The organism is Bythopirellula sp. (genome assembly GCF_041737835.1).
In the GTDB taxonomy this organism is placed as follows: Bacteria; Planctomycetota; Planctomycetia; order Pirellulales; family Lacipirellulaceae; genus Bythopirellula.
Genome location: NZ_JBGSQY010000072.1, coordinates 438427 through 451829 on the forward strand (window position 1 = coordinate 438427; position 13403 = coordinate 451829).

11 protein-coding genes are annotated in these 13403 nt (G+C 56.9%); 4 read left to right on the plus strand and 7 right to left on the minus strand.

The window, feature by feature from the left end; translation table 11 throughout:
* The first annotated feature begins 87 nt into the window (after positions 1 to 87).
* Positions 88 to 1350: a DUF2130 domain-containing protein gene (locus tag AC6T8Q_RS21235; RefSeq protein ID WP_500680985.1), complete on the plus strand. Its 1263-nt coding sequence runs from the start codon at positions 88 to 90 to the stop codon at positions 1348 to 1350.
* A gap of 11 nt (positions 1351 to 1361) precedes the next feature.
* On the opposite strand, the gene AC6T8Q_RS21240 is transcribed toward AC6T8Q_RS21235, so the two are convergent.
* Complete coding sequence (locus tag AC6T8Q_RS21240) at positions 1362 to 2159, minus strand: ExeA family protein (protein ID WP_500680986.1); 798 nt, start codon at positions 2157 to 2159, stop codon at positions 1362 to 1364.
* Between the two features lie 140 nt (positions 2160 to 2299).
* Between AC6T8Q_RS21240 and AC6T8Q_RS21245 the strand changes: the two genes are divergently transcribed.
* From AC6T8Q_RS21245 to AC6T8Q_RS21255, 3 genes are all read left to right on the plus strand, one after another.
* Positions 2300 to 2995 (plus strand): RsmE family RNA methyltransferase, encoded by a 696-nt coding sequence (locus AC6T8Q_RS21245; protein WP_500680987.1) that lies wholly within the window; start codon positions 2300 to 2302, stop codon positions 2993 to 2995.
* 60 nt (positions 2996 to 3055) lie between these two features.
* Positions 3056 to 3964: an SHD1 domain-containing protein gene (locus AC6T8Q_RS21250; protein ID WP_500680988.1), complete on the plus strand. Its 909-nt coding sequence runs from the start codon at positions 3056 to 3058 to the stop codon at positions 3962 to 3964.
* An 87-nt stretch (positions 3965 to 4051) separates the two neighbouring features.
* On the plus strand, positions 4052 to 7492 hold the full coding sequence (locus AC6T8Q_RS21255; protein ID WP_500680989.1) for a pyruvate carboxylase: 3441 nt from the start codon (positions 4052 to 4054) through the stop codon (positions 7490 to 7492).
* Here the strand turns inward: AC6T8Q_RS21255 and AC6T8Q_RS21260 are convergent.
* From AC6T8Q_RS21260 to AC6T8Q_RS21285, 6 genes are all read right to left on the minus strand, one after another.
* Positions 7479 to 8219 (minus strand): biotin--[acetyl-CoA-carboxylase] ligase, encoded by a 741-nt coding sequence (locus tag AC6T8Q_RS21260; RefSeq protein ID WP_500680990.1) that lies wholly within the window; start codon positions 8217 to 8219, stop codon positions 7479 to 7481. The genes AC6T8Q_RS21255 and AC6T8Q_RS21260 overlap by 14 nt on opposite strands.
* Before the next feature lie 66 nt (positions 8220 to 8285).
* Positions 8286 to 10028: a sensor histidine kinase gene (locus tag AC6T8Q_RS21265; protein ID WP_500680991.1), complete on the minus strand. Its 1743-nt coding sequence runs from the start codon at positions 10026 to 10028 to the stop codon at positions 8286 to 8288.
* A 171-nt stretch (positions 10029 to 10199) separates the two neighbouring features.
* On the minus strand, positions 10200 to 11474 hold the full coding sequence (locus tag AC6T8Q_RS21270) for a beta-ketoacyl-[acyl-carrier-protein] synthase family protein (protein ID WP_500680992.1): 1275 nt from the start codon (positions 11472 to 11474) through the stop codon (positions 10200 to 10202).
* A gap of 107 nt (positions 11475 to 11581) precedes the next feature.
* Positions 11582 to 12115 (minus strand): 3-hydroxyacyl-ACP dehydratase FabZ family protein, encoded by a 534-nt coding sequence (locus AC6T8Q_RS21275; protein ID WP_500680993.1) that lies wholly within the window; start codon positions 12113 to 12115, stop codon positions 11582 to 11584.
* Between the two features lie 176 nt (positions 12116 to 12291).
* The gene (locus tag AC6T8Q_RS21280) at positions 12292 to 12681 is read right to left on the minus strand and encodes an acyl carrier protein (protein WP_496920623.1); all 390 of its coding nucleotides are present in this window, start codon (positions 12679 to 12681) and stop codon (positions 12292 to 12294) included.
* 93 nt (positions 12682 to 12774) lie between these two features.
* On the minus strand, positions 12775 to 13269 hold the full coding sequence (locus AC6T8Q_RS21285) for a 3-hydroxyacyl-ACP dehydratase FabZ family protein (protein ID WP_500680994.1): 495 nt from the start codon (positions 13267 to 13269) through the stop codon (positions 12775 to 12777).
* Positions 13270 to 13403 lie beyond the last annotated feature (134 nt).

Genomic DNA, 13403 nt, shown 5'->3' on the forward strand with positions numbered 1-13403 from the left:
GCCCGCCACGGCAAAAACCGCCATACTTTTCGTTAGTAGACGGGTGTTCATACACCCGAGCATCATTGCGAAATAGGGAGATCAGCTATGAGCGGTGTCATCACTTGCCCCCACTGCGCGAACGAGTTTCAAATCGATCAGGTGATTTCTGCTCAACTGACGGCCGAATACCGTAGCCAGCTCGACCAGGAGTTCGGCCAAAAGACACAGAACTTGATTCGCGAGCGCGAAAAAGTCGCAGAACTGCAAAAGCAAGTCGAAGCACAAAAACAGCAGATCGACGAGCAAGTGAAACAAACTCTCGCCGCCGAACGGGCCACACTCCTCTCCAAAGCCCGAGCCGAAGCGCAGCAGGCCGTCGCCATCGATTTGGCAGATCGCGAGGAGCAACTCAAGGCGACTCAAGAACAACTCAAAACAGTCAAGAAGCAAGAACTCGAACTTCACAAGAAGAATCGCGAGTTGGAGGAACGAGCCGAGAATCAGGAACTTGAAATCGCTCGACGACTGGAACAGGAACGCAAGGCGATTCGCGAAGTCGCCCTCAAACAGGCCGAAGAACAAGGCCAACTCAAGCGAGCCGAAGACAAACTGATGATCGAATCGTTGCGTAAGCAAATCGACGATCTTCAACGCAGAGCTGAGCAAGGTTCTCAACAGCTCCAAGGCGAAGCCCAAGAGATTGTGCTGCAAGACTTGTTGTTGTCACTCTTTCCCACCGACGTGATTGAAGAAGTCGGCAAGGGTGTTCGCGGAGCCGACGTCATCCAACGCGTGATCGATTCCAATGGCCGTGAATGTGGTGCGATTCTCTGGGAATCCAAACGCACGAAAAACTGGAGTGAACAGTGGCTAAGCAAAGCCATCGACGACCAGCAATCGGCCAAGGCGGCGTGTGCGTGCATCGTGAGCTCAGTCATTCCGTCGTCAATTCAACATTTCGGCGAACTCAATGGCGTGTGGGTGGCGAGTTGGACCTGCGCACGCAGCATCGCCACGGTCCTGCGCCGTGTGCTGCTCGAAACGGCCCGCGCAAGAGTTGTTTCCGCCGGTCAAGAATGCAAGAAGGAACAAGTTTACAACTATCTGGCGGGCCCCGAGTTTCGCAATCGCATTCGCGGGCTCATGGAGCCCTTCATCGACATGCAGGCCGACCTTGAGGCCGAGAAACGCGCTTACAACAAACACTGGAACAAGCGGCAAAAGCAACTCGACCGAGCACTCTCAAGCACAACAGGTCTTTATGGCGACTTGCAAGGGATCATCGGCAGTGAACTCAAGGAAATCGAAGGCATGGATTTGCTGACTATCGAGCAAGTCGACGCCGAAGAATTTTCGTTCGAGAACTAGCCGCTCGCGGCTTAGCGCCGACGAATCGCCTCATACGCCGCGGCCACAGTTCCGGCATCGACCAGTTCCAGTCCCGCGCTCGAACCCGCGACCAAGGCGTAATCCGCCAGCCGGTTCACCTGTCGGGGAACGCCGCCGCTGAGTCGGTGAATCTCGCCCAAGGCGTCGTCGTCGAAGATCGGCTGTTCCGCCCCTGCGGCCACGAGCGCCAATTGCAAGTAGCCGATTGTGTCCTGGCCATCCCATGGTTCGAGATCGATTCGCAAATCGACCAATTCCAAAATCCGGCTCCCCAAGCGATGCATCTGCGTGGGATTGCCGGCCAGCACAATCGTGAGATTCCCCACGCGGCCTGTTGGTAGTTGCACGAGCCGAGCGAGTTGAGTCAGCACGTCTGCCCCGGCTTGATCGGCGTCGTCCAACAGCAGCACGATTGTTTCGCCTTGCAGAGAGTTTTGCTGAAACCGTTCGTCCAGCCGTCGCCCTAGCCGCAATGCATCGTCTGCCATCCGCGGAGCAGCGTGCAGCGCCACGGCCAATTGCCATTGAAACTCGCGGACCGATAAGCCCAGCAAGTTGAGCGATGCCACGTGCCAATTCTCCCGTTCTGCTTCCTCGGCAAATAGATTGAGGACGAGCGACTTACCCCAGCCCGCTTCACCCAACATCAGCCCGAGCCGCCGCCCATTATGTACGAGGAACCGCAGCCGCGCGAGCGCTTCCTGTTGTGGCAGGCCGGCGAAAAACACCGGCTCGGCTGTACCCGCGGGAAAGGGGGGCTTTTCCAATCCCCAATGCGTGGCGTGCATCGCGTTGACCTTTCCGACTTCCAGCACGGCGAAGAATGAACGACAATCGGAATATCGACCCCTGATGGATCAATTCTTTGTTTAGGGCCAATCGCCACTCTCAACTTGACATTTTCTCGCTAGCGACGCTAGCACATGCCATGGCCGACCGTTATTTTTCCGAAGAACCGCTCAGCGGCGAAGCAGCCACGCTCACCGGCAGCGAAGCCCATCACCTGCTGCACGTCATGCGGGCCAAGGTGGGAACCGAGATCATCGTGTTCGATGGCGGAGGTGGCGAATGGTGGGCCGAGATCACCAAGCTGGGCCGGACCGACGTGGAACTCGCACTCCGAAAACATCGCGCGGTCGAGCGCGAACTGCCCGTTGACTTCACGTTGGCAATTGCGCTCCCCAAGGGAGATCGCCAACGCTGGCTTGTCGAAAAAGCGGTTGAACTCGGCGTGAAAAAATTGATCCCGCTTACCACCGCGCGCAGCACCTCCTCGGCCGCGGAACCACCCGCGAAGCTAGCCCGCTATGTTGTCGAGGCGAGCAAGCAATCGGGCCGCAATCAGTTGCTGGAAATCGCTAAGCCGCAAACATGGGCCGAAGTTGTAGGAAACTTTGCCGTTCATACGCGGCTGATCGCTCATCCTGGCGGATCGACCGTGGAATCAATGACTCGGGACGTGAACGCCCCCACATTGTTAGCCATTGGTCCCGAAGGGGGCTTTACCGAGGACGAAGTCGAATTGGCCCGGCAAAATGGCTGGCAGGTGATCGGCCTGGGAGAACGAATCCTGCGGCTCGAAACCGCCGCCATGGCCCTGGTTGCGCGGCTAACAGTCGCCTAATCCGCAGGTTATACTGGGAAGTCCGCCCTCAATACTTATTTGTTCTTTGGAGCATTTTCGATGTTCAGATTTGTCGTCGCGACGGCTTTGATTCTCTCTTGCCTGGCCTCGGTCGAGGCCCGGGTGTGGACCGATGTCTCGGGCAATTACACCTTCGAAGCCAATCTCGTGGCCTTCAACGACACGGACCTCGTGTTGGAAAAGGCCGACAAGACGCTGGTTGCCGTCGACATGGAACAGCTCTCTGCCGCCGATCAGGAATATATCAAGTCGAAAGAAGCCGCCGAGGAAGTCGACAAACGGGGCGCCAAGCAGCAGGTCTGGAAGATGGCCAGCGGCCTGGAAGTCATCGGCGACGTTGTCGATTACGTCCAAAAGGAAATGACGTTCAGCATGAGTCGCGGGAAAATTTATGTGAACGATCAATTGTTCGAGAATCTGACGGGAATCCAACAGCGCGTTGTGCCGTTGATTGCCGCACAATTCACGAAGCGACCGATCACCGACCGAGCGGGCTTGTTCGATTGGCTCAAACGCCGCAAGGGGGAACCGGAAACTTTTACTTATGACGGCGTGCAAATGGAAATGGAAAACGGCGACCTCTATGCCGTGCCGTTTTTCTTGTTCAGCGACGAAGCCCTGAAAGTTTTGAAACCAGGTTGGGAAGAATGGTCGTCAAAACATGCCACGTACGAGCAACAGCAAGAATCGGAATTGCGATTACAGACGCAAGCTCAGGGCGGTACGGAAACCAACCAGCTTTTGAAAATGCAGTTGCAGATGCAGGCTTATCAGGCCGGCTTGTTCAGTCTTTGGGAGGTGATGCTCTATCCTGGTCCCAATATGTCCGGTTGGCCGCTCTATGTGGTGGTTCCAGGTCGCAACAGCGCGCAAGCGGCCGAAGCCGCGTTGCAAAAAAACCCGGGTTACACGGTTGGTCCGATCGCGCGGGTGAACCGGCAATATTAAGACCATAGTTTTCCGCCTGAGCCGCTTCGCTCACAGCTTTTGGCCCGCTAAAATGGCGTCGCCCCCGCCACCTCTCCCGGATTTGCCATGAAACCGATCCGACGTTTGCTCGCCGCAAATCGCAGCGAAATTGCCATCCGTGTCTTCCGCAGTGCCCACGAGCTAGGCATCCGTACGGTTGCGATGTATTCGCACGAGGATCGCTACGCCTTGCATCGCTTCAAAGCCGATGAGGCTTATCCGATCGGCGTCGAAGGCAAGCCGCTGCAAGCCTATCTCAACATCGAGGGGGTCATCGAGCTCGCCAAGAAGTATGAGATCGACGCGATCCATCCGGGCTATGGTTTCCTTTCCGAAAACCCTGAATTCGCGCGGGCTTGTCAGCAGAATGGGATCATCTTCGTCGGCCCCCGCGTGGAGTTGCTCGAGAATCTCGGCGACAAGATCGAAGCCCGTAAACTGGCCATCAAAGTGGGCGTACCGGTGTTGGGTGGCAGCAACGAACCGATCACCGACGTCGCCGCCGCAAAGCAAACCGCGACTGAAATGGGTTTCCCCATCATTTTGAAGGCGGCCCATGGTGGCGGTGGCCGCGGGATGCGCGTTGTCAACGAAGCCAAGGATTTTGAAGATTCGTTCGAAGCGGCCCGGCGTGAATCGCTCACCGCCTTCGGCAGCCCCGAGATTTTCGTCGAAAAATTTATCGAACGCGCCCGACATATCGAAGTGCAGCTCCTCGGTGACAAGCACGGCAATCTCGTTCACCTTTACGAGCGCGATTGCTCGGTGCAACGTCGCCATCAAAAGGTCGTAGAGATTGCCCCCGCACCGAATCTGCCCACAGCTGTTCGCGATAGTCTCTGCGCGGCGGCGTTGCAAATCGGTAACGAAGTTGGCTACGACAACGCCGGCACGGTGGAATTTTTGGTCGATGCCGATAGCGGGAAGTTTTACTTCATCGAAGTCAATCCCCGTGTGCAGGTTGAACACACTGTCACCGAAGAAGTGACCGGCATCGATGTCGTCCGCTCACAGATTTTGATCGCTGGGGGCGAGCCACTTTCCTCGCCGAAAATCGGATTGACTTCACAAAAAGAAGTCCGCACCAACGGCTTCGCGATTCAATGCCGTGTGACGACCGAAGATCCGTCGAATCGCTTCATGCCCGACTATGGCCGCGTGACGCATTATCGCTCGGCCGGCGGCATGGGCATCCGTCTCGACGCAGGCACCGCGTTTTCCGGGGCTGTTGTGTTCCCGTACTACGATTCGCTGCTGGTGAAGGTGAGTGCCTGGGGTCGCAACTTCGTCGATTCCGCCGGGCGGATGGAACGTGCGCTGCAAGAATTCCGCATCCGCGGCGTGAAAACGAACATACCGTTTCTGATCCACCTGATCACCAACCCCACGTTCCTTGCCGGGGAGTGCACCACGCGCTTCATCGACGTCACCCCGGAGCTATTCGACTTCGTGCCGCAACGCGATCGCGCCACCAAGCTGCTGCAGTACATCGGCGAAGTGATGGTTAACGGCAACCCCACGGTCACGGGCAAGGTTAAGGGTGTACGGCGCGAGCCGGTTGCCGTTCCCAATACCGAAGATAAACCGCTTCCGGAAGGAACCCGCGACAAGCTCAAGAAATTGGGTGTCCAAGGTTTCACCACGTGGGTCAAAGAGCAAAAGCCCCTTTTGTGGACCGACACCACGATGCGCGACGCCCATCAATCGCTGCTCGCCACCCGGTTCCGCACGTATGATCTCTGCCGGATCGCCGATGCCTATGCACGGAACTGCGCCGATTTGTTCTCGATCGAAATGTGGGGCGGTGCGACGTTCGACGTTTCGATGCGGTTCCTGAAAGAATCCCCTTGGGATCGTCTGGCACTACTGCGCGAAAAGATTCCCAACATTCTCTTCCAGATGTTGCTACGAGCCTCGAGCGCGATGGGCTACGCGAACTATCCCGACAACGTCGTGGATTTGTGCGTGCGTGAAACGGCCGCCGCGGGCATGGACGTGTTCCGCATCTTCGACGCGCTCAACTGGACCCCTAACATGCGGGTCGCGATGGAAGCGGTCCAAAAGACCGACGCGATCTGCGAAGCTGCCATCTGCTACACGGGCGATATCCTCAATCCCAAACGGTCGAAATACGACCTCAAGTATTATGTGAACCTCGCCAAGGAATTGGAAAAGATGGGAGCCCATATCCTGGCGATCAAGGATATGGCGGGCCTATGCAAACCCCATGCGGCGAGCGTGCTGGTGAAGGCTCTTCGCGACGAGATCGGCATTCCGATTCATTTCCACACGCACGACACCGGCGGGGTTCAAGCCGCGGCGATTCTCAATGCCGCCGAAGCAGGCCTCGACATTGCCGATGGGGCGATTGCCTCGATGTCGGGCGGCACGTCGCAACCCAACCTCAACACCATGGTCGAAGGGCTCGCCTTTACGCCCCGGGCTTCGTCGCTCAATGCCGCAGCGCTCGATGAGATTTCCGAATACTGGCGCGAAACTCGCGAGTTTTATTCCGCGTTTGAAAGCCCCGTCCTTGCCGCGGGGGCTGACCTTTATCAGCACGAAATGCCGGGCGGGCAGTACACAAATCTGTTCCAACAAGCTCAGGCTCTCGGCTTGGCGAATCGTTGGCCGGAAATCTGCAAAATTTACGCCGACGTCAATCAACTCTTTGGTGACATCGTAAAGGTCACACCCACATCCAAGGCCGTGGGCGATATGGCACTCTTCCTTGTGGCGAACGACCTCACCTGCGATCAGTTGATGCAGACCGACCGCGAGCTGGCGTTCCCACGCTCGGTGCTTGATTTGCTCGGTGGCCGCATGGGCCAAGTCGAAGGGGGCTTCCCCACGAAGGTCCGCGACCGCATCCTGCGTAACGAAAAACCGGTCGTTGGCCGCCCCGGAGAAAGTATTCCCCCCGCCGATTTGCAAGCCGCCACGGAGAAAGTCGCCAAGCTGATCGATGGCACGCCGAGTCAACAAGACGTTGTGGCCTACTTGATGTATCCCCAGGTGTTCGAGCAGTACTCGCAACACTATGGGCTCTACGCCGACACCAGCGTGCTGCCGACTCCCGTGTATTTGCATGGTATGGAACCAGGCGAAGAAATTGCCGTCGATATCGAAGCTGGCAAGACGCTGATCATCAAGTTTCTCGCAATCGGCGATCCCCATGCCGACGGCACCCGCACGGTCTTCTTCGAGCTCAACGGCCAGCCTCGCGAAGTGACCGTTCAAGATCAATCGCTTGAAACCGACAAAGTCAAAGCCGTGAAAGCCGATCCGCAGAACCCCAAGCAAATTGGTTCAAGCATGCCGGGCATGGTGGTGCTCGTGGCCGTGCAAGCAGGCGATGCCGTCGCGCAGGGTCAAAAGTTGATGACGCTCGAAGCGATGAAAATGGAAACCACGATCGCCGCCGAATCCGCCGGCAAAGTGGCCACAGTTCACGTTTCGACCGGCACGCAGGTCGAAGCAGGGGATCTACTGATCACGCTCGCGTAGGGGCAAACTCGCCCACATCATGGGCCGTGGTTTGGCCGTCAACCTCCAGCAGCAGCCGGCCCGTGTCGTCGATTCCCACGACTTTGCCGGTGATATCTCCGCGCGGTGATTGCCAACTTCGTTCGTCCCCCACATAGGCTAGGCAACCGCGCAGCTCTTCCACGAGGTCGGTGTTGAAGCCGACGCTTTCAAATGCTTTCAGAACCGTAACAACTTGTTCGCTCACCGCGTCGATCACGTCCTCGACCGGAATCGCTCGGCCCACGGCGCTGCTTAGCGTTGTCGCGGGATGACGCACGTCAGCGGGAAACAGCCCGTGATCGAAATCGACGTTTACGCCGATGCCAATCACCAGCGAACCTGCTTGTCCGCTTTCGCTGGGCCATTGTTCACACAGAATGCCACACACTTTTTGATCGTCGATGAGCAGATCATTGGGCCATTTGATATTCAGCCGAGTGGCTTCCACGACGTCCAGCAACGCTCGTCTCACGGCAATCGCCGCTACCAAAGAAACGGCGCCATACGCTTGCGGAGGCTGACGAGCCGGCCAAACGATGCTCATCCATGCTCCGCCCAACGGGCTTTCCCACGCTCGGCCATGTCTGCCACGACCTGCTGATTGCTTCGCTGCAGTGATAAGTAAACACTCGCCCGGATGCTCGACGGCAAGCCGACGGGCTTCGGTGTTCGTGGAATCGGTCACGTCGAAATGAATGCGGCGCATGCGTCAGCCATCACAAAGGATTTATGAAGCTTTCAGAATCGTCGCTGACCAAGAGTTTGTCGAGAGCTAAATCGCCGCGACGAATTCCAGCTTGGAATTCTCCGGATCACGAACGAGGGGGAGTTCCAATGTAAAGCACGCGCCGTGGCCGACCCCCGCACTATGCATGCGCAGTTCGCCCCCCATTTCACGCGCAACCAAAGCACTGTGGTGCAGGCCAAAACCATGTCCCGACTCTTTGGTCGTAAAGCCGTATTGAAAAATTTTTGTGAGATGCGTCGCGTCGATCCCCACGCCGGTATCCTGAATATCCACGCAGGCCATGTTCTCTCCATCCGACGACATCCGCACGATCAACCGCTTGGGTTCCAGCGGCGATGCAATCAAGGCATGGACGGCATTGGTCGTCAGGTTGTTGAGGATCTGAATCACTTTGTGTTTATCGCCGTGCACAAGCAACTGTTTTTCACCCTCCCAAACCAGTTCGATCCCATTTGTCGTCAAGCTGCCACTGAGCGGTTTCAGCACATCGTGCAGTACTTCGCCCAAGTCGTATTCGATATCGACGATCGATATCTTGGCATAAGTTTGCTGCGATTTCACGATTTGCTTCGTGTGATCGACGTTCTTCTCCAGGTCGGCCAGATATTCCTTGAGTCGCGAATGCTCATCTAATAGCGAGCCTGTCAGTTTCGTGAGATACGGCAGCAGCAATTGTCCCCGCGGCGTCGCTGTCAAAAAATGCTCCAGATCGTTGTCGTGTTGGATCAGCAAATCGACGGCCCGCTCGAGGTCGGTCACGTGGCTGTGCAGCACAAGATCGTGAGCCAAGGTCGCCGAGACATTCACGCTGTTGAGCGCGTTGCCCACATTGTGCAGCACACCCGTGGCAATCTCCGCCATCCCCGCCTGCCGTGTCGCAGCGAGCAGTTGGTGATGCAATTCCTTCTGAATCGCCTCGGCCTCGATGCGGGTCTCGATCTCATTCGAAAGGTTCAGATTCGTTTCGCCCAATTCCGAGTTCGCGTGCGCGAGCTCCTCCGCGCGGGTTTCCAAGGTTTGATTCGCATCGGCAAGTTCATCGGCCAACCGCGTCAAATTTTGATGGCTGTCGACCAAGGCATCTTCTGTACGGATCATGTTCCGAAAGAAGATCGCCCAACCGAGCGTCACCAAGATCACCACGCCCAAATTCAAGATCAAGTGTCGTTGCCCCGTGCGAAGTGTGTCGGCATCCGAATTCGCGATGTAATCCTCCAATGTCTGGTCGAGGGCCCTCATCCCGGCGGAATAGATCGCTTTTTGCTGAGCATACTCAGGACTCAATAGCAGGGCTTGGGCATCCTGAGCACGGCCCTGCTCGACGAGCGCGAAGGCTTCTGCTTCCAGGGCAAATAACTTTCGATTAGCTTCCTCGGTTTGCTTCGTCGCGGCGACTCCATAGTGAGGCACAATCAACGTTGTTTCTTGCAAAGCTTGCCCCAGTAGGGGCTCATAAGTTTCATACCGTCGCCGCCAGGATTCATCGCCCGTCGTCGCGGCCATCAAGGCCGACATGGTCAGCACTTCGTCGAAGTGGACGATCTCACCTTGGAGTTCTCGAACGCGCAGATCACGCTCTTTGGCGGCATTAGCAAAGGCTCGCCACGTGAGATCGATCCACACGAGCGCAAGCAGCAAACCGACCGTCACCGCGATCAACACGATGAGTATTAAGCGAGACCACGAGGAACGATGTTCCAATTGCATAAGATTCATGAGCAGCGCGCGGACTTTGCAGGGGGCAAAACATAATACGGAACGCGCCACGAGACGACTGCCCTGTCTCCTGGCCGACGGCGGGATAATTACCCACTCAAATGTAGTTCACGCCGAAGGGGAAAATGCCTCGCCGCAGGATCGGCATAATCGGAAGAATGTGCGCAGAGTCAAAGATTCAATGGTTCAAGAACAACCACAAAGAATCGCGCTGAGTGAGCCTTAAATCCCGCCCGCCACCAGCGTTACGTTCTGGCCGCCGAAACCAAAGCTGTTCGAGACGATCACGTTGCACTTCGCTTCGCGGGCGACGTTCGGAATGTAATCCAAGTCGCATTCCGGATCTGGTGTTTCGTAGTTGATCGTGGGCGGCAAGGCGTCGTCTTTGATCGCCATCAAAGAGATGATCAACTCCGTGGCACCCGCCGCGGCGATGAGGTGACCCGTCATGCTCTTGGTGCTCGAGACGGGCACCTTGTCGGCGTGTTCGCCAAAGACGTTACGAATCGACAACGATTCCACGCGATCGTTGACCGCCGTGCTTGTGCCGTGGGCATTGATGTAATCAACGTCGGTGACGTTTTTACCGGCGTCCTTGAGCGCCATCTTCAGGCAGCTGATCGCGCCACGGCCTTCGGGATGCGTATCGGTAATGCGAAACGCATCGGCCGTCGTGCCGTAGCCCAACAACTCACCGTAAATATGGGCGCCGCGCTTGCGGGCATGCTCGTATTCTTCGAGCACGACCATCGCGGCCCCTTCGCCCAAGACGAATCCGTCACGCCCCTTATCAAAGGGTCGCGAAGCCCGTTCGGGTTCGTCGTTGCGTTCGCTCAAAGCGGTGAGCAAATTGAAACCCGTCACGCCAAAAGGATGAATCATGCTGTGAGCCCCACCGGAAAGCATCACGTCGGCTTCGCCCCGGCGGATGATTTCGGTCGCTTCACCGATGGCTTGGCTGCTGGCGGCACAAGCCGTAAGGCAGTTCACATTTGGCCCTTGGGCATCGAACATTCCGGCCAGATAACCCACCGGCATGTTGGGTTCTTGTTCCAACTCCGCCTTAGGATCGAGAATCTTGAGCCCCGATTCGACAAACGCCTTCATGTCGAGCTCGCCACTCGCAACGGCCGCGCACATCATTTGTGAGAAATTGAAGAAGTCCTGGCTTCCTTCGCCGGCACCCAAATAGACGCCGAAGCGTTGAGGTTCAACCGTGCCCAGCACGCCCGATTCTTTCACGGCTTGATTGGCGGCACCCGCGGCAAAGCACGTATGGCGACTGCGATCGGCCCATTCTTTTGCGTCGAGTCCCGCGTCGGCCACCGACCAGTTCTTCACTTCCGCGGAAATCTTGGTGGGGAAGTTGGTCGAATCGAATATCGTTGTTCGACCCACGCCGCTCTTGCTAGCCAGCAAGTTCTTCCACAACTCGGGAACCGTGGTTCCCAAAGGAGTAACACAACCCACACCAGTAATCACAACGCGACGACGCATTTCCCTAACTCCGTACGTGACTGAGCTGTGGGCACTACGCAGCGGCATCTCGCTTCGGGTCATGCAATACGCACCCGTCGCTAGCGGCCCTCGGCTCACAGCGGTAACTAAGCAATCGGCAATTCTTCGAGCGGGTAATCCGACTCACGCATGCGCGTGCCGTCGGCCTTCACGCCCACTTCAAACACACCGACCAACTCCAACCAATGCCGCAGGTCACGAGGACGGAACATGCGGGCGTTGGACAATTCTTCGTGCGAGTCCCCCAAACGGGCAAAAAACAATTGGGCCTCGGCATGCAGGCGATCCCCCACGTGCGCGGTCGCCGAAATCGCGGCCCCATCGCGCCGCAAGGTGTCGACCGTCACCCGATAGGTGAGCGTTTCGCCACAGCGAACGATCGAATGGAACTTCACGGTCGCCAATTTCGCCAAGACGACGAGTTCGGAAAAACCGTAATGCTCGCTCACCAAGAGCCCGCCCGCCTGGGCGATCCCCTCGGTGACCAGGGAGTTGGGCATGATCGGATAACCGATGAAATGATCGTGCATGTGCGGCTCGGCCAACGAGACACCTTTCACGGCCACGGCGCGAGTGTCGCAGACGAACTCGGTGAATCGATCTATCCAAAACCAACGCATGTCGATTTCCTAAAATCCAAAAACCGCAAACGAGCTTCCCGTCATTCCGAAAGGAGTTCTACGACTTGAGGAATCTGGCTTCTAATTTTAATAGTTATCAATACGTGAGGGTACTGCCTGCCAGATCCCTCGGTCGCCTAGGCTCTCTCGGGATGACATGTCGTCGCCAACTCGCTTTACTTCTTCTCCAGCTTGTAAGCCACGAAGTTGCACATGTCTTGCACCGTGAGCTGTTGGCCCAGGTTCTGCACGACCGGATTGGCTTCGAACTTCGTAAGATCAGCAAACGGCATCCGCTCTTTGAGCTTCGCGACGCCCGCGGGGTTCACCTTGCCGTCTTGAACAAAGTCGGTGTCGGTCAGGATGTCTTCGGGGAACAACTCGCCGCGCTCGATTTTGATGTCGAACGCTTTTTCCAGACGGAACACGATATCCAAGAAGTCAATCGACTCGGCATCGAGGTCCCCTTGCAAGGTGGCTTCCGGTGTGACTTCGTCGTCGTCAACACCGAGGGCATCGACCAGGGCTTCGCGCACTTTGTCGAAAATTTCTTCTTTAGTTGGCATGGTTAAACAAACCTCCAGTGAAATGGTGTGTAGCGTCGAATCGCGGCCAACTTCAGCGGCCGCGGGCCGACTTTGAATTCAATATGTCTCTATTCAGTTCACGACCGCGGGCGCATCGAGTCCGCGGGTCAATAGTTTTTCGATCATCTTTTGGTACTCAATCACCCGCGCGTCGACGTCGGCCTTTTCGGGTTCCGTCTCACCGAGATTGAATCGTTCGAGCACCAGGCGGCCGCTGACCGAGACCTTGCCGTCGACGGTCCCCTCGAAGCGAAAGTTGGTGTAGCGGTCGTCCTTTTTCGTTTGCTCGACGCGAATGGTGAGCGTGTGCCCGGGCGCCACGAAGTCGGCGTACTTCACCGCGCGCGCCTCGTGCAGCACCACAATGCTGTGGGCATAGTTCTCGCTCATCCGAATCAGCCACGCCCCGGCTTGGGTCGCCGCTTCCAACATGAACACGCCCGGCAACACCGGAAACTCAGGAAAGTGATCTGCCAGATATTCTTCGGAAAGCGAAACATTCTTGACGGCCGTTAATTGGGTATCGGGCTCGTAAGAGAGTATCCGATCCAGTAGCCAAAATCGCATAGGCTGGCATCCCAAAACGGTCCATCGCCGTATTAAGTAAGTAAGGTTGGCAAAATAGCGAACTGGCGATTATACCCGCCCAAAATCGGACCGACAACGCCGGGGAAGTCCCCTTTTGTGGCCTGAATTCCGCA